The sequence below is a fragment of the Streptomyces radicis genome (assembly GCF_003626575.1).
Classification (GTDB): domain Bacteria; phylum Actinomycetota; class Actinomycetes; order Streptomycetales; family Streptomycetaceae; genus Streptomyces; species Streptomyces radicis.
Genome location: NZ_RBDY01000033.1, coordinates 60,341 through 76,728 on the forward strand (window position 1 = coordinate 60,341; position 16,388 = coordinate 76,728).

Here is a 16,388-nt window from a genome sequence, read left to right on the forward strand (position 1 = left end):
TTCCATGTCCGTCCCGCCCACCCCACCCGTTCCCCCGTCCCGGCAGCTGGCCGACCACCTCGCGACGGCCGACCGCACGCGCGCCCTGCTGCCCGCCCTCGAGGAGGTGGCCCACCGGCTGATCGCCGTCTACCAGGGCGACGGGCGCCTCTACACGTTCGGCAACGGGGGCAGCGCCGCCGACGCCCAGCACCTCGCCGCCGAGCTGATCGGCCGCTATCTGCGCGAGCGCAGGCCGCTGCCCGCGGTCTCGCTGTCCACGGACCCGTCCGTGGTGAGCTGCATCGGCAACGACCACGCGTTCGACGACGTCTTCGCCCGGCAGGTGGAGGCGCTGGCGCGGCCCGGCGACATGGTCATCGGCTTCAGCACGTCGGGCCGTTCGCCCAATGTCGTCCGCGGCCTGGCCGCGGCGCGCGCCGCCGGTGCCGTCACCGTGCTGTTCGGCGGCGGCACCGAGGGCGGAGGCCCGGCCGCCGCGCACGCCGACCACGCCCTGATCGTTCCCGAGGCCGCCACCGCCCGCGTCCAGGAGATGCACCTGACGCTGCTGCACCTGCTCAGCGAGCAGGTGGACGCGTGGGCCGCCACCACCGACCACGACCGGCTGGAGAGCCGCGTATGACCTCCCTCGACCCCGCCGCCCTCGACCCGGCCACGCCCGACCCCGCCGCGCCCGACCCCGCCGCCACGCGGCGCACGCTGCACCTGGTGGGCAACGCCCACATCGACCCGGTGTGGCTGTGGCGCTGGCCCGAGGGCCTTCAGGAGATCCGCGCCACGTTCCGCTCCGCGATCGACCGCATGGACGAGTACCCCGACTTCGTCTTCACATGCGACTCCGTGATGTACCTGGAGTGGATCGAGCGGCACGACCCCGAGCTGTTCGCCGCCATCCGCGCGCGCGTCGCCGAGGGCCGCTGGCGGATGGTCGGCGGCTGGTGGGTCGAGCCCGACTGCAACGTGCCGTCGGGCGAGTCGTTCGTCCGCCAGGCCCTGTACGGGCAGCGCTACCTGCTGGAGAAGTTCGGCGCGATCGCCACGATCGGCTGCAACGTCGACCCGTTCGGGCACCACGCGATGCTGCCGCAGCTGCTGCGCAAGTCGGGGCTCGAGGGCTATCTGTTCCTGCGCCCCGGGCCCCATGAGATGGCGTTGCCCGGGCAGTTCTTCCACTGGGAGTCGCCCGACGGCTCCCGCGTCCTGGCCTACCGGCTGCCCAACGAGTACTGCGCCCCGGGCGAGGACATCGGCCACCACCTGGACAAGGCGCTGGCCCTGATGCCGTCCGACGAGCCCGAGCTGATGGTCTTCTACGGCGTCGGCAACCACGGCGGCGGCCCGACCAGGGCCAACCTGGACTCCATTCGCCGCCTCGACGGCCTCGGGGGGCTCCCGCGGCTGACCCTGAGCCACCCCGAGGCGTACTTCGCGCGCCTGCGCGGGCGCGACGGCATACCCGTGCACGCCGGGGAGCTCCAGCACCACGGGCCTGGCTGCTACTCCTCGCACTCCGGGGTCAAGGCGTGGAACCGCCGCGCCGAGAACGAGCTGCAACGCGCCGAGAAGTGGGCCGCGGTCGCCGCCGCCGTGGCCGGGGAGCCGTATCCGCACGGGCAGTTCGCCGAGGCGTGGAAGCTGGTCCTGTTCAACCAGTTCCACGACATCCTCGCGGGCACCGCCATCCGCTCCGCCTACGACGACGCCCGCGACGACTACGGCCGCGCCAGGTCGCTCGCGGCCGAGATGTTCAACCGCTCGGCGCAGGCCGTGGCCCGCCGCATCGACATCCCGCCGCGCGAGGCGACCGAGCCGCTGGTGGTGTTCAACCCGCATCCGTGGGAGCTGAACGCCGATGTGGAGGTGGAGTACGGCCGCGCCGTGGGGGCCAGGCTCGCCGACGAGGCGGGGGCGCCCGTTCCCGTGCAGCTCACCCGCTCCGAGGCGACCATGGCGGGCGCGCGGGGCCGCGTGGCCTTCCGCGCCACCGTTCCGCCGCTTGGCCACCGCGTCTACCACCTGCTGCCGGGCGGCGCCGACGCCGTCCCCGAACCGCGGGGCCCGGTGTCGGCGACGGCGACCACGCTGGAGAACGAGCATGTGCGCCTTGAGGTCGACCCCGCGACCGGCTGGCTGTCCTCGCTGTACGACAAGGCGAGCGGCACCGAGCTGCTGCCCCCGCGCCCCGGGCCGCACGCCGTCGTCATCGACGACCCGTCCGACACCTGGGGCCACCGGGTGCGGGCGTACGACCGGGTCGCGGGCTCGTTCCGCTGCACGCGCGTGCGCCTGGTCGAGACGGGCCCGGTGCGGGCGGTGCTGCGCGTCGAGAGCCGCTTCGAACGCTCCACGCTCGCCGAGGAGCTGGTGCTCTCGGCCGGGTCGCGGCAGGTCGAGGTGCGCGTCGCCGTGGACTGGCACGAGCGGCTGAGGATGCTCAAGCTGCGCTTCCCGACCGCGCTGGCGGAGGTCACCGCCACCCATGAGATCCCCTATGGCCACCTGGAGCGCGTGCCCGACGGCACGGAGGAGCCCACGCAGGCGTGGGTGGACGTCAGCGGCACCCTGCCCAGTGGCGGGCGGGCCGGGCTGACCGTGGCCAACGACGGCAAGCACGGGCACGACGTGCGCGGCGGCGAGATCGGGGTGACGGCGCTGCGCAGCCCCGCCTACGCCTGGCACGAGCCGAAGGAGCTCGACCCCGACGGCGTCCACGAGTATCTCGACCAGGGGCGGCAGGAGTTCAGGCTGCTGCTGATCCCGCACGGCGGCGACTGGCGGGCGGCCGACCCGGTGCGCCGCGCCGCCGAGCTGAACCAGCCGGCGTTCGCGCTGCTCGAGTCGTTCCACGAGGGCCCGCTGCCGCAGCGCGCCGCGCACGCCGACGACGGCGCGGGGAGCGTGGTCGTCACGGTGGTCAAGGAGGACGAGGACCGGGCGGGCGACGTCGTGGTGCGCGCCCACGAGTCGGCGGGGCGGGCGACCACGGCGCGCATCGCGCTGCCGATGCTCGGCGGGCGGGTGATCGAGGCGGCGTTCGGGCCGTGCGAGATCAAGACGTTCCGCGTCCCGCGCGACCCACAGGGCGCGGTCGTCGAGACCGACCTGCTGGAGAGGCCGGGCCAGGTGTGAGCGGGGCGCCGGGCGCGGTGACGCTGCGCGAACGGGGCGGCGGCGAGGCGGTGTTGCCCTATGTGGCCGCGCTGCTGACCGGCGAGGGCGAGTGCCTGCCGATCCCGGTGGGGCGCGCGGCGACCCGCGCCGACGGCTCGGCCGAACTCACCGGCGCCGCCCACGGGTTCGCCGCCCGGCTGGTGCTCGGGCCGCCGCCCGCCGAGGGCGCGTCGGCCCGCGACGCCGAGCTCGTGGTGCGCCGGACCGGGCGCGGCGCGGTGGACGCGGGGCTGCGCGTCGAGCTGCGGCTCGGCCCCGCCGACGACCCCGGCTGGCTGATACCGGGGGCGTTCTACGGGCAGAACCGGCTCCCGCACTGCACCCGCCGCTACCCCAGGTACGAGCGGGGCGTCCACGACCCCGACGCGATGACCGCCGACGCCTGGTCGCTGCGCGCCGACCGCTGCGCCACACCCGCGGTCTTCGCCCGCGACCGCGCGGGCGGCGCGGCGCTCGCGCTGGCCGAGCGGGGCGAACTCGGCGCGCAGGGGGTGGGGTTCGCCCTGCTCGACGGCGACCGCCCCGCGCTGCGCCTGCACGCGCCCTACCGCGAGGAGCCCATCACCTACTACGGCTCCGCGACGCCGCTGCCGCCCGACACCCCGCTCCACCGCTGGGAGCCGGGCGCCGCGCACACGCTGCGCTTCACCGTCCACCTGCTCGACGCCGACCCGCACGCCTACGCGGCGGTCCTGCGGGAGCTGGCCGAACGCGCCGGGGACGGCCGTTCCGCCGGGCCCGCCGCATGGGTCGGCGTGGCGCAGGCCGCGGAGCTCGCGGCGCACGGCCTGCACCGCTGGCACTACAGGGCGGACCCGCCGGTGCTGCTCGAGACGGCGGCGTTCGACCGCGAGGCGCTGGGCGCGGCGGGTGACCGGCGGGCCATGCACGTCTCGTGGGTCAGCGGCACCCCGTACGCGCACGCGCTGCTCCTGCACGCCCGCCGCACGGGCGACGGGCCGAAGGCGCGGGCGGCGACGGCCGTGCTCGACCACATCGCGGGGCGGCTCACCCCGGGCGGCACGTTCTGGGGCCAGTGGACCGAGGACCGCGGCTGGGACGCGGGCTGGACCGGCGACCCGGCCCGGCTGCACGCCCGCACCCTCGGCGACGCCACGCTGTTCCTGCTGCGGGCCCTGCGCGCCGAGCGCGCCCGGGGCCATGACCACCCGGTGTGGGAGCGCGCCATCCGCTCCAACCTGGCCGTGGCCGTGCGCGGGCAGGACGCCGCCACGGGCCGCATGGCGGCGGCGCACCACACGCGGACGGGCGCGCCGCTCTCGTACGAGGGCAGCGCGGGCCTGGCCTGGATCGCCGCGATGGTCGAGGCGGCCGAGGCGTTCGGCGACCCGGGGGCGCTGGCCGCGGCGCGGCGCGCCGGGGCGGCCCACGCGGCGGACGTGCGCGCGGAGTTCCTGTGCGGGGCGCCCGAGGACGTCTCCCTGGCGCCCACGTCGGAGGATGGCTACAACGCGATCATCGCCTACACGCTGCTCCACGAGGCCGACCCCGGCGACCCGCGCTGGCTCGACCTCGCCCGCCGCGCGGCCGACTGGACGCTCACCTTCCGCTACACCTACGACGTGCACTTCGGCCCGCACACCCTGCTGGGCCACTACGGGTTCCGCACCAGGGGCGCCGACACCGCGTCGCCGTCCAACCAGCACCTGCACGCGTTCGGCCTCGTGTGCCTGCCCGAGACCGTCCGGCTGGCCCGCCACCTCGGCGACCCGTATCTGCTGCGCTCGGCGCGGGAGAACCTGGACTGCTTCCGGCAGTTCGTCGCCCGCGCCGACGGGGACTTCAACGCCTACCGGGGGATGGTCAGCGAGCGCTTCTACCAGACCGACTGCTTCCAGGCGAAGGGCATGCTGCTGACCCTCTCGCACGCCTGGTCGGCGGGCGTTCTGCTCTACGGCTGCGAAACGGCCCTGGGCATCCCGGAGTTGGCGACCTCGCGGGGGAGCGCACGCTGACCCCGCGGCACGCGGTGCGGCCATCCGTGTCGATCACGACCACCGCGGGACGGTGTCGGCGTCGGCTCCGGCGTCGGCGCTCGCGTTCGCGCTGGTGTGGGCGCCGGTGTCGGCGCTCGCGTTCGCGCGGGTGGCCAGCTCATGGGCCAGGGTCCGCGCGTCGTGCGTGAAGCCGGTGATGGCGAGCGAGCGGCCGCCGCCCAGCACCACGCGGGCGACCACGTCGCGGCCTGAGAGCCAACGCAGCGCGCGGGCCCGGTCGTTGACGCGGACGGCCGCGATGTCCCGCCAGGGGATGGCCGCGACCCTGCCCCCGCGGCGGTGGACCGCGCCGCGCTCGCGGACCGCGAACACCTCGCCGCCAAGGCGCCGGTGGTCCACGGCCAGAAGGGTGCCGCGGACCGCTCCCACCAGGCCAGCCGCGAGCAGGAGCCCGGTGGCATAGCCGGGGAGCCCCGCGACGAGTGCCACGGCGGACGCGCCCACGGCGAGCGCGCCGGGGACGAGCGCGCGCAGCGCCGCCCTGCCTCTGCGCCTGTTGTCGGTCCGATGCTTGCTCAGCAGCCTGCCCAGTGCCCTCTCGGTAGCGGAGGCCAATGCCCTCACCTCGCGTTTCGCTCGTTCTGCCGCTGTCGGACGGTTGTGGGGGGACAGCAGTAGATTTCGGGCAAGGACCCGCCGTCTGTCAACCACCCGTCGACCACGGGTTCGGCGCGGGGCGGAGGGTGGCCCGTCCCGCGCGTCGTCGAGAACGGCCGATCAGTTCCCTTTCGGAGCCATTTTCTTCGCGGCCGCCCATGCCGACAAGTCAGGCATGGTTTTCTCGGGATTACCGTGGATTCCGGAACCGGATCAACATCTTCCGCCCCGGGTAAATCGCCGTTACGCTTCTTGTCCGGGAGCGCGGGACCGACAACGTCGCCGCGGGCCGTTCCCCTTCGAATGACCCGTCGGCGCGCCATACGGAAAGTGGAGTTGAGTGATGGCAGAGGTCTCCGGGTCCACGACGCCCTCCTCCCGGCAGGGCGATCAACGCCGCGCTCGTTTCGACTGGGCCGGGCTGCGCGCCGATCTGCGCGGCGCGGTGCCCGACGCCTCGCTGGCCCTCGTGGTCACCGGGCTGCTCTACTGGCTGCTCTATGTGCGGGTGGAGAACGGCTCGTCGGCGACCGTCAAGATCATGCCGATGCTCGCGGACGCCGACGAGTTCTGGATGTACTGGATGTGCCAGGCGTTCGGCTGGTCGGCGATGCTGTGGGCCTACATCACGGTGATATTCGGCCTGTTGCGCTCGGGTCCTCGGCCCCGCTGGGGCTGGCTGCCCGCGGCGCGCCTGGAGAAGTGGCACCGCACCACGAGCCTGACCACCATCGGGCTGACGTTCATGCACGCGTTCTTCTTCTTCACCGACCAGATCAGGGACAACCAGACCAGGTGGTCGTTCGGGCGCAGCGTGTGGACCGCGTTCGTCGACGTCTGGGTGCCGGGCGGCTACGCCACCGGCACGGGCCGCGTCGCGATCCTGATCGGGCTGCTGGCGTTCTACCTGGCCATCCCGCTGGGCCTGGCGTTCTATCTGCGGCACAGGACCGGGTCGAGGCTGTGGCTCGCGCTGCACCGCTTCGTGATCGTGGTCTATGTGCTGAGCATCTGGCACACGCTGCTGTTCAGCAGCCAGGCGTGGTACGACGGCAGCTTCCGCACGCTGCTGTGGGTGCTCCAGATCCCGCTCGCCGCCCTGCTGCTGATCCGGCTGATGGCCCCGGCCCGCCCGGGCGAGCGGCTCAGGGCGCGCGGGCCCGGGCGTCGCGAGCACGCGCTGCCGGTCGGCGCGCGCGTGGCCGGGAGGCTGGCCGCGGCGGCCACGGTCGTCGGCCTCGTGACCGTCGTCGTCACCGGCGTGGACGGCGGGCGCTCCCCCGACGCGGGCTCGCTCGCGCCCTGGCCGGAGAAGTGGGTGATCTGGGTCGGCCTGCTGCTGTTCACGCTCGCCGTCGTCGCGGTCGTCCTGCGCCTGCGGCCACGGGCCACGGCCGCGTCGCGGCCCGCGACCCCGGCCGAGGGCCGCGCGGAGGAGTCGGCCGACCTGGCCTGACGCGGCGGGGAATTCCGCGCTTCCCCGCCGTCGCGGGGACGTGCGGAAAAGTTCCCGCCGATGTGTCCGTCTTTTCAAGCCGACGGAAATCCGAAACGCGCCCGGCTTCCGCGGAACTCCACGACGCTCGCGGCCGACCCTTTCATTGTTCCGCCGTGTACCGCACGTCTACCGCTGAACTCACCTTCGGGGAGGACGCCGCATGGAGAACTACGGTCCCCACACCTATGGCGAGCTGAACGCCGACGTCTACGACGAGTGGCACGCCGATCTCGACCCCACCGACGCGGTGCGGTGCCTGGCGGAGCTGAGCGACGAGGGCCCGAAGGGCCCGGTGCTCGAGCTGGCCGTGGGCACGGGGCGGGTGACGCTCCCGCTGGCCGCGCTCGGCGTGGACGTGCGGGGCATCGACGCGTCGGAGGCGATGGTGGCCCGCCTGCGGGCCAAGCCGGGCGGCGACCGGATCCCGGTGGCCATCGGCGACATGGCGGACGTGGACCCCGGCACCGACGAGCTCTTCGCCATGGTCTTCGTCGTGTTCTCCACGTTCTTCTTCCTGATGACGCAGGAGGACCAGGTCCGCTGCTTCGCGCGCGTCGCCGAGCGGCTGCTGCCGGGCGGCCGTTTCGTGCTGGAGTGCCCGATGCCCGACGTGGGGCGCTACGAGCGGAACCAGCGCGTGGCGGCGCACCAGGTGGGCCTGGGCCACGTCAGGCTCACCGCCGTGCGCCACGACCCCGTCGAGCAGCGCTTCGAGGGCCAGCATGTGCTGATCACCGAGAAGGGGATCCGCCTGGCCCCGGCGTTCATGCGCTACGCGTGGCCGAGCGAGCTCGACCTGATGGCCCGTCTCGCCGGTCTCGAACGGCGCGAGCGGTGGGGCGGCTGGCACCGTGAGCCGTTCCGCGCCGATGGCACCCATGTCACCGTCTACGAGAAGCCGAAGGACCCGCCGTCCTGAGCCGCGGGGGCCGCGGGTGCCGCGGGTGCCGCAGGTGCCGCGGGTGGCCCGCGCGCGGTCCCGCGCCATGGGCGCCTGTGCCACCCTGGGGGCATGCTCGAAGAGCCGACCGGCGAAGGCCACCACAGGCGGGGCGCGCCCCCGTCCCCTGGCGGGCCATGGCCCGTGCCGCCGCCCGCGGGAGCGCCGCCCCTGGTGCTCCGCCCCGCCGCTCGGCTGCGCCGGGGGACCGTGGCCGTGGCGGCCGTGTTCGGCCTCGTGTCCCTGTCTCCCGCGGGCGCCCTGGGCGGGGCGCCCGCGCTGCTGGTGACCGCCGTGGTCGCGGCGGCGGTGTGCGCGCTGCTGTGGGTGCGCGTGTCCCGGGTCCGCGTCGTCGTGTCCGAGCGGTGCGTCGAGTCCTTCGGCGTGTTCCGGAGCCGCGTCCACGCGCGGGCGGAGGCGGCGCGCGTGGTGCGGGCGAGGCTCGTCCCGGCCCGGGGGCTGCCGTTTCCCGCGGTGTTCGTGCTGAACGCCGGGGGCGGGGTCGTCGTCAGGCTCAACGGCGGCACCTACGCCAGGGAGGACCTGGACCGGCTGGCCGACCACCTGGGGCTCCCGGTGAGCGGGCCCGCCGCGCCCGTCACCGCCCGTCAACTCGCCGTGACCCACCCGGGGATCGTGCCGTTCTTCGAGGCGCGCCCGCTGCTGACGGGCTTTGTGGCGGCGGCGGTGGTCGTGCCGGTCATCCTGGTCGTGGCGCTGATCGCGGCGCTGTCCTCCTTCCTCTGACGAGGCGTCCCGCCACGAGCGCGAGGGGCGGCAGCAGGACGCACTGCGCGGCGACGGTGAGCCAGAACGCCCCGAGCGCGTCGGCGCGTTCGAACATCCCGTACACGGCGCCGCCGATCACCCCGCTGAGCAGCGCGCCCACGCCGACGGCGAGGCGCTGCTGGCCGAAGGTCACGGTGGCCGACCGCTCCGAGAGCGCAAGCGCCTCCAGGTCGTTCTTGAGGAAAAGCACCGCGGTGCCGACGCTCATCGCCGCCGCGCCGCACGCCACTCCGGCCGCGTGGCCGGTGGCGAACGCCGCCATGCCGACGGCCATGGCCGGGAAGCCGATCGCCATCGCCGCCGGGTGGCCCGCCCGCCCGACGCGGCGGGCCACCAGCGGCTGGAGCACCGCGAGGCCGAGCGAGTACCCCGTCATGGCCAGGCCGTAGACGGCCGTTGACAGGCGACCCTCCGCGTAGACCGACAGGTATTGGTAGAACTGCATGAAGAGGTAGTGGGTGAGGACCGTCGCCGCGAACGGCACCCGCGCCAGGCCGTGGAGCACCCGCGAGAACGGCTCGACCGCGGGCCCGCTCAGGGCGGGTCGCACGGGCTCCTCGGGCCGCAGGGCGGCGTGGCCGAGAGCGAGCAGGGCGTAGAGCGCGGTGGTGACGGCGAACAGCCGCCCCGGCTCGTGCAGGAACAGCGCGCCCACCACGGGGCCGCAGGCGATGCCGAGCTGGCCCGCGGCGCTGCCCGCCGACACCAGCCGGGGGCGCTGCTCGTCCGTGGCCGCGTGCACCAGGTAGCCGCGGTAGGCGGGCGAGTAGAGCGCGCCCGCGCCGCAGCTGAGGAAGAGGCCGAGCACCATGAGCGCGGGGCGGTCCGCGCCGCCGAGGTAGGTCAGCGCGCCCAGGCAGTAGAGGCACGTGGCGAGCGACAACGCCCGCTTCAGGCCGACGCGTTCGGCGAACGCGGCGGTGAAGGGGGCGCTGGCGAACTGGAGAAGCGTGGCCGCGCCGAGGACGACGCCGACCTGGGCCATCCCGGCGTCGAGCCGCTCGCGCAGCAGGACGGCCAGATACGGGTAGACGGCGAAGGTGCCGACGTTGACAAGGAACCCGCCCATGAGCAGCGCGAGTTGGGCGCGGCCGAGGCCACGCCAGGCCCGTGTCACCGCCGTCCACCGCCCATGGAGTCCACCGCCCATGGAGAGGTAGTCGGCCGACGGGCGGGCGAGGTTCCCGCCCGGCCGTCGGCCCCTCGATCGCGCCGCCCGGGGGTCAGCCGCGCGTGAAGCGGTAGGTCATGCTGTCCGTCAGGACGCAGAAGCCAGGGGACATGACGATCACCCGCAGGGTGCCGGTGCGGCGGTCGTAGTCGACGCCCTGCGCCTCGAACGCGCCGGAGCAGCCGCTGCGCAACGGGAGTTGACGCAGCGCCGTGACGTGCCCCGAGACGTCGGCCGTGCCGTTCGGCTCGTCCGAGAGGTCGATCTGGAGCAGCGGCTTGGTGATGCCGAACAGGCTGCCCTCCGGGTCGTCGGACGAGCACAGCAGCGTGGTGGGGCCCGAGAAGTCACAGCCCTGGACGTCGCGCACGGCGTGGTCGAGGGTGACGGACGAGACATGCGGGAGGTCGGCCGACGGCGAGGTGTCGGGGTTGACGCCGGGGGTGGGGAAGACCAGCAGGCGGCTCATCGTCCCGTACTCGCCCGACAGCATCCACCGGCCGTCGGGCGAGATGGCGACCCAGGAGTTGTTCAGGGCCTCGCCGGGGCCGAGCGTGTGCACATACTCCGACCAGCCGCCGTCCGGGGCCTGCACGCGGAACATCTTGGTGTCGCCCGAGTCCCGCTGGTAGGGCTCGATGTAGTGGCCGTCGTAGGAGGCGTCGGGGTCACCGACGTGGTTCCAGCCGCGGGCGGCGACGTCGAGGGGGATGGTGCCGATGCCGGTGTAGCGGTTGGGGCTGTTGGCTGGCACCTCGACCGAGGCCAGGCCCTGGCTCTCGGTCAGCGGGTCGGCGCGGTCGGAGCCGACCTCGTTCCAGGTGTCCGCGGCGTTGCCGATGCCTGCGGCGTTGCCGGGGTCCGCGGCGTTGCCGGGGTCCGCGGCGGCGGGTGGGGCGGTGGACAGGGCGGCGGCGGTGAGGAGGGCGAGCAGCCCTGTGGTGGCCAGGGAACGACGGCGCCGGGTGCGAAGGGGCATGGAGGGTCTGCTCCTCGTGGGGTGGGGGACGCACTCGGCGGACAGTGTGACCCGGGCACGCGGACATGTACAGACCAATGAGGGGGCGCTCAGGCGCCGTTGGCCTCCTGCTCGGCCTCCACCGTGGCGTTCCACTCGCGCTTGGACGCCTGCCAGCCGTCCTCGTCGTGGCCGAGCCGCCAGTACCCGGAGAGGGACAGGCGCTCCCGTGGCACGGCCCGCTCCAGGCGGAGATGGCGGCGCAGCTCCTTGACCATCCCGGCCTCGCCGTGCGCGAAGACCTGCACGTCGGGCGAGGGGAAGGCGAGCGCGCGCACCGTCTCCACCAGGGCCTCGCCCACCGGGCGGCCGCCGCGGTGCAGCCACGTGACCCCGGCCCCTTCGGGCGAGGCGATCTTCTGCTCCTCCCCCGGGCCCTCGATCTCGACGAACGCCCGCAGCGTGGCGCCCGCGGGCATCCGCTCCACCGCGGCCGCGATGGCGGGCAGCGCGCTCTCGTCGCCGACCAGCAGGTGCCAGCCGACGCCGGGCTCGGGCGCGTACGCCCCGCCGGGCCCCACGAACCTGAGCACGTCGCCGCGCTCGGCGGCCGCCGCCCATGGCCCGGCCAGCCCGCGGTCGCCGTGCACCACGAAGTCGAGCGTCAGCTCCCGCGCCCGCGGATCCCAGGCCCGCACGGTGTAGGTGCGCGTGACGGGCCATCGTTCACGCGGCAGCTCCTCGCGGATGCGCGCCAGGTCGAACGGCTCGGGGTGGTCCGTGCCGGGCGCGGGGAACAGCAGCTTCACATAGTGGTCCGTGTACTCCCCGGCGGTGAACGCGGCCAGCCCCTCGCCGCCGAGCACCACCCGGTGCATGCCCGGCGTCAGCCGCTCCGTCCAGATGACCTCGCCGGTATGGACGGTGAGTGCCCTGCGGGCCGGTCGCTCAGCCATGGCGGTGCTCCCTGCTTCGAGGTTAGGTATGCCTAAGTTAACAGGGTGGGCGGCGCCCCGGCGTGCGCCGTCGACGACCGGGACGAACGCGCCGGGCCACAGGGAAGTCCCGCGTCCTTCTCGCATGGGCGGCGGGGGTGCGCTCGCGGGCGCGCCCGGTCGGAGGCGGGCGCGGGCGCCGCGACGCCCTGCCCCACCCCCGACCGGTCCCCCCGTGGTGGGCGCGGCCGCGATGGCCGCGCCGACGCATCCCGCCGAAGCGGCCATGTCCGTGACAGACCGGCCCGTGTCGGCGCGATGGGGACAGAAGTTATCTGTCGGACGCGCCATCGGGCGAGCAATTTTTCAGCCAATGTGCGGCGCGCGTGCAAATTGCATTGCACGGGCGGGCGTCGGGCGACGGAGGCGATCTCCGCGGCGGCGCGTTCGGCTACGCTCGGGGCGGGGAGGGTGTCACATGGATGCTGTCGCGGCCGTGGGGCTGCGGCTCGGCTCGGCCGCCGTCGCGCCGCTGGTCAAGAGGCTGTTCAGGGCCGAGCAGCCGGGGGCGGGGCTCGTCGGGGCGCCGGTCGCGATCGCCTCGCTCGTCTCCTTCCGCGGCGAGAAGCGCACCCTGACGCCGCGCGATCTGGAGCTGCTGGCACGGGAGTTGACGGACCGCGCGATCCGCGCCGCGGGTCCGCACGACGCCCTCGCCGAGGACGAACGCCAGCCCGTGGCCCGGGCGTTGGCCGACACCCTGGCGGGCCTCGGCGACCTCGACATGGACGATGTACAGGCCGTCAGGCTCGGTGCCGAGGGGCTGGCCGATGCCCTGCGCCCGCGTCGCGGGGGCGCGTTGTCGCGGGACGCGGAGCTGTTCCACGACCGGCTGCTGCGGCTGGCCTGCCTGCACATCGTCGACTTCTTCACCCGACGCTCCACCTTTGTCGCCCGCACCCTGGTCGAGCAGTCCCGGCAGAGCCAGCGGCTCGTCGAGGCCCTTGACCTGCTGGTCGAGCGGCTTCCCGAACGGCACGGCGAGGACGCGGCGTTCGAGGAGCGCTACCGCGGGCACCTGGCGCGCCGTTACGGCAGGCTCACCATCTTCGGCATCGACCTGGACGACGAATGGCCGCTCGACGCCGCCTATGTGAGCCTGGAGGCCACCGAGAGCGCCGACCGTTGGGGGATCTCCGACGACGACCTGCGGCATCGTTCGGGACCGCCGCGGCGCGCGGAGCAGGCGCTCGCAGGGCGTGAGCGCGTCCTGCTGCGCGGCGTCGCCGGGGCGGGGAAGACCACCCTGGTGCAGTGGCTCGCCGTCACCACCGCAGAGCACCGGCCGAGCGACGGCCTCCTCCACCTCATCGGGCGCGTCCCCTTCGTCCTCCCGCTGCGCGCCCTGACCCGCAGCGGCGGCGAACTCCCCGCGCCTCGCGACTTCTTGAGCGCGGTGGGCTGCCCGCACACGCCCCCCGAAGGGTGGGCCGAGCGCGTGCTGTCGGCCCGGCGCGCGCTGCTGCTCGTCGACGGCGTCGACGAGGTGCCCGAGCCGCGCCGGGCGGACACCCGGCGATGGCTGAGGGAGCTGCTGCGGGAGTTCCCCGGCACCGCGTGCCTGGTCACCGCGCGGCCCTCTGCCGTTCGCGAGGACTGGCTCGCCACCGAAGACTTCGACGAGCTGTCGCTCGCCCCCATGAGCCGGGAGGATGTCGCCGCGTTCATCGAGCGCTGGCACCGAGCCGTAGGCGGGACGCCCGAGGCGGCCCGCGCCCTCCTCACCGCCGTGCGCAGCCGCCCCGACCTCGGCCGCCTGGCCACCAACCCCCTGATGTGCGGCCTGATCTGCGCCCTGCACCGCACAAGCCACGGCTACCTGCCGCGCGGCCGCGAGGAGTTGTACGAGGCCGCCCTGCGGATGCTGCTTGAGCGGCGCGACCGGCAGCGGAGCATCGACCACGGCCTCCCCCTGGACGCCAGGTCCCAGACGGTCCTCCTCGAACGCCTGGCCTACTGGCTGATCCGCAACGGCCACTCCCAGCTCGAGCGCGACGACGCCATCGACCTCATCGCCCAGGTCCTGCCCTCGATGCACCGCGACGCGGCGCACGGCTCCGCCGATGAGGTCTACCGGCACCTGCTCGACCGCTCCGGGCTTCTGCGCGAACCCGCCGATGGCGTCGTCGACTTCGTGCATCGCACGTTCCAGGACTACCTCGCCGCCCGCGCCGCCGTCGAGAGCCGCGACTTCCCCCTGCTGGTGCGCAACGCCCACCTCGACCAGTGGGAGGACGTCATCCGGATGGCCGTTGCCCACGGCCGACCCGACGAACGCAGGCGGCTGCTGCGGCAGTTGATCAAACGCGGCGACACCGTGCGCAAGCACCGCGTGCGGCTGCACCTGCTCGCCATGGCCTGCCTCGAACACGCGCCCCAACTCGACCCGGACACCCGGCGGGAGGTGGCGGAGCGGGCCGCCGCGCTGCTTCCGCCGCGCACCTACCAGGAGGCCGTTTCGCTGGCCGCCGTCGGCCAGGTGACGCTCCAACTGCTGCCTGGACCTGAGGGGTTGACCGACGACGAGGCCGCTTCGGTGGTGTGGGCGGCCTCCGCGCTCGGCACCGACGCGGCGCTGCCCTTGCTCGCGGAGTTCCGCGAGCACCCGGCCTTCATGGTGAGGAGCGCGCTGCTGCACCGGTGGAGCGCGTTCGAGCCCGAACGATTCGGCGCCGAGGTCCTGTCCCGGCTGTCCCCCGATGGCTCGCCCCACCTCCAGGTGAGCACCAGGGCCGAGCTGGCCGCCCTCCGCCAGCTGCCCGCGCACCCGTTTCTGGCGCTCTTCGGGGAGTTCACCGAGGAGGAGATCGTCGAGGCGGCGGGCGAACGGGTCGAGGAGCTGTCGTTGAACGCCGAACGCCTCACCGACCTGCGGTTCCTGAGCCGCTTCCGCTTCCTGCGACGTCTCTCCCTCATCGAAGGACCGGCGCTCACGGACCTCTCTCCCCTGGTGGGCCTGCCCCTGCGCGGCCTGCTGCTGCGGAAGGTACCAGGGCTGCGCGATCTGCACCCCCTGAACGACCTTCCCGATCTCGGCTCTCTCTACCTGGACGACGGCGTCCCCTGCCCCGACCTCGACGCCCTGCCGACCCGCGCCCCGCTCACCGACCTGGGCGTGCCATCGACGACCGACCTCACCGGCGTCGGCGCCTGGCAGCGGCTCGAAACCCTGCGGATCATCGGCTCCGCCTCCCCCACCCCCATGAGCCTCGACGCCGTCGCCCAACTGCCCGCGCTCACCAGCCTGGTGGCCGCGCCCTGGGTGCTCCACGCACTCCACGCGCGCCGCGTCGCGCTGCCCGCGGTCAGCCATCTGCACCTGTTCGGGGTCGGGGGCGACGAAGACCTCCGGCACCTCCCCACCGTGCTCCCCGGCCTCAGGAGCGCCCTCCTGAGCGGCGGCCCCGCCGTGCTCGACCCCGCCCCGCTGTGCGCCCTCGACCGGCTCGACTCGGTGCGGACCCAGAACAGAGTGCGCCTCACGAACGCCGACCGCCTCACCGGCGTCACCGTGTCCCAGCCCCTGGAATCCCGTTACTGAGACCCCGGCTGCGGGCGGTCGTCGCTTATGCCGGGGCGGATGCTCTCGTGAAACACGGCACACTGAGGTTTTCTCAGCGAGATAATCTTCGCGAAGTGGGATGATCGCGATGTACGTGGTCAGAGCAGGCGTTGGGTGGCCCGGCTGGAGGTAGACGTGAAGCCCCTGCCAGGACGGTTCTCACCACAAGATCCCGTTTCCTGGTCAGAGGCTTCACGTTGGTCACTTATGTTGCCATGCTCGATGTCCCGCGCCCTGTCGTGGAGTACCTTGCACACCTGCTCGCCGCCCGTCGCCGGCGGATCGGCACCCCGCGAAGGAGCCGCGCGCTGGGCCCGTTCCGCCAGGCCGTGCTGATCCTGCGCTGGTTCCGTGAGGCGGGGTGTGTGCACTGCCTGGCCAGGGATGCCGGGATCTCGCAGGCCACCGGGTACCGCTACCTGCACGAGGGCATCGATGTCCTGGCCGCCCACGCCCCCGACCTGCACGAGACTTTGGCCCGCTGCCGGAACGAAGGGATGAATCACGTCATTCTCGATGGCACCCTCATCCCCTGCGACCGCGTCACCGGTGTCACCGGGAACGGCAACGACCTCTGGTATTCCGGCAAGGCGAAGCGCTTCGCCGGAAACGTACAGTTCATCGCCGCCCCGGACGGCAGCCCGCTGTGGGTATCCGATGTCGAGCCCGGCTCCGTGCACGACCTG

12 protein-coding genes are annotated in these 16,388 nt (G+C 73.9%); 8 read left to right on the forward strand and 4 right to left on the reverse strand.

Annotated features, from left to right (window positions below; genetic code table 11):
• Positions 1 to 4 precede the first annotated feature (4 nt).
• The 3 genes from D7318_RS27665 to D7318_RS27675 are packed head-to-tail and all read left to right on the forward strand — an operon-like array spanning position 5 to position 5,150.
• Positions 5 to 625 (forward strand): D-sedoheptulose-7-phosphate isomerase, encoded by a 621-nt coding sequence (locus tag D7318_RS27665; RefSeq protein ID WP_120699961.1) that lies wholly within the window; start codon positions 5 to 7, stop codon positions 623 to 625.
• Positions 622 to 3,132, forward strand: coding sequence for an alpha-mannosidase (locus D7318_RS27670; RefSeq protein WP_120699962.1), 2,511 nt, complete (start codon positions 622 to 624; stop codon positions 3,130 to 3,132). Before D7318_RS27665 ends, D7318_RS27670 begins: the two co-directional genes overlap by 4 nt.
• Complete coding sequence (locus tag D7318_RS27675; protein WP_120699963.1) at positions 3,129 to 5,150, forward strand: hypothetical protein; 2,022 nt, start codon at positions 3,129 to 3,131, stop codon at positions 5,148 to 5,150. Before D7318_RS27670 ends, D7318_RS27675 begins: the two co-directional genes overlap by 4 nt.
• Positions 5,151 to 5,183: 33 nt before the next feature.
• Here the strand turns inward: D7318_RS27675 and D7318_RS33090 are convergent, their stop codons facing one another.
• On the reverse strand, positions 5,184 to 5,747 hold the full coding sequence (locus D7318_RS33090) for a hypothetical protein (protein ID WP_183091637.1): 564 nt from the start codon (positions 5,745 to 5,747) through the stop codon (positions 5,184 to 5,186).
• 385 nt (positions 5,748 to 6,132) lie between these two features.
• On the opposite strand from D7318_RS33090, the gene D7318_RS27685 reads away from it, so the two are divergent.
• From D7318_RS27685 to D7318_RS27695, 3 genes are all read left to right on the forward strand, one after another.
• The gene (locus tag D7318_RS27685) at positions 6,133 to 7,245 is read left to right on the forward strand and encodes a ferric reductase-like transmembrane domain-containing protein (RefSeq protein WP_120699965.1); all 1,113 of its coding nucleotides are present in this window, start codon (positions 6,133 to 6,135) and stop codon (positions 7,243 to 7,245) included.
• 202 nt (positions 7,246 to 7,447) lie between these two features.
• The gene (locus D7318_RS27690; protein WP_120699966.1) at positions 7,448 to 8,206 is read left to right on the forward strand and encodes a class I SAM-dependent DNA methyltransferase; all 759 of its coding nucleotides are present in this window, start codon (positions 7,448 to 7,450) and stop codon (positions 8,204 to 8,206) included.
• A 93-nt stretch (positions 8,207 to 8,299) separates the two neighbouring features.
• Positions 8,300 to 8,974, forward strand: coding sequence for a hypothetical protein (locus D7318_RS27695; protein WP_147437842.1), 675 nt, complete (start codon positions 8,300 to 8,302; stop codon positions 8,972 to 8,974).
• Here D7318_RS27695 and D7318_RS27700 read toward each other — a convergent pair.
• The 3 genes from D7318_RS27700 to D7318_RS27710 form a co-directional block, all read right to left on the reverse strand.
• The gene (locus D7318_RS27700; RefSeq protein ID WP_120699968.1) at positions 8,928 to 10,166 is read right to left on the reverse strand and encodes an MFS transporter; all 1,239 of its coding nucleotides are present in this window, start codon (positions 10,164 to 10,166) and stop codon (positions 8,928 to 8,930) included. The genes D7318_RS27695 and D7318_RS27700 overlap by 47 nt on opposite strands.
• Positions 10,167 to 10,239: 73 nt before the next feature.
• Positions 10,240 to 11,166, reverse strand: a complete 927-nt coding sequence (locus D7318_RS27705) for a hypothetical protein (protein WP_120699969.1) — start codon at positions 11,164 to 11,166, stop codon at positions 10,240 to 10,242.
• Between the two features lie 89 nt (positions 11,167 to 11,255).
• Positions 11,256 to 12,101, reverse strand: coding sequence for a siderophore-interacting protein (locus D7318_RS27710; protein WP_120699970.1), 846 nt, complete (start codon positions 12,099 to 12,101; stop codon positions 11,256 to 11,258).
• 457 nt (positions 12,102 to 12,558) lie between these two features.
• Here D7318_RS27710 and D7318_RS27715 point away from each other — a divergent pair, with 457 nt between their 5' ends.
• Both D7318_RS27715 and D7318_RS27720 read left to right on the forward strand, forming a co-directional pair.
• On the forward strand, positions 12,559 to 15,681 hold the full coding sequence (locus D7318_RS27715) for an NACHT domain-containing protein (protein ID WP_120699971.1): 3,123 nt from the start codon (positions 12,559 to 12,561) through the stop codon (positions 15,679 to 15,681).
• Between the two features lie 236 nt (positions 15,682 to 15,917).
• The coding region (locus tag D7318_RS27720; RefSeq protein ID WP_329604848.1) for a transposase family protein at positions 15,918 to 16,388 on the forward strand (471 nt) is incomplete at its 3' end.

Bases quoted from the DNA above. Each gene is read 5' to 3' on its own strand.
- D7318_RS27715 (WP_120699971.1), top strand. From the start codon at position 12,559: ATGGATGCTGTCGCGGCCGTGGGGCTGCGGCTCGGCTCGGCCGCCGTC.
- D7318_RS27690 (WP_120699966.1), top strand. From the start codon at position 7,448: ATGGAGAACTACGGTCCCCACACCTATGGCGAGCTGAACGCCGACGTC.
- D7318_RS27705 (WP_120699969.1), bottom strand. From the start codon at position 11,166: ATGCCCCTTCGCACCCGGCGCCGTCGTTCCCTGGCCACCACAGGGCTG.
- D7318_RS27710 (WP_120699970.1), bottom strand. From the start codon at position 12,101: ATGGCTGAGCGACCGGCCCGCAGGGCACTCACCGTCCATACCGGCGAG.
- D7318_RS27700 (WP_120699968.1), bottom strand. From the start codon at position 10,166: ATGGGCGGTGGACTCCATGGGCGGTGGACGGCGGTGACACGGGCCTGG.
- D7318_RS27695 (WP_147437842.1), top strand. From the start codon at position 8,300: ATGCTCGAAGAGCCGACCGGCGAAGGCCACCACAGGCGGGGCGCGCCC.
- D7318_RS27665 (WP_120699961.1), top strand. From the start codon at position 5: ATGTCCGTCCCGCCCACCCCACCCGTTCCCCCGTCCCGGCAGCTGGCC.
- D7318_RS27670 (WP_120699962.1), top strand. From the start codon at position 622: ATGACCTCCCTCGACCCCGCCGCCCTCGACCCGGCCACGCCCGACCCC.
- D7318_RS27685 (WP_120699965.1), top strand. From the start codon at position 6,133: ATGGCAGAGGTCTCCGGGTCCACGACGCCCTCCTCCCGGCAGGGCGAT.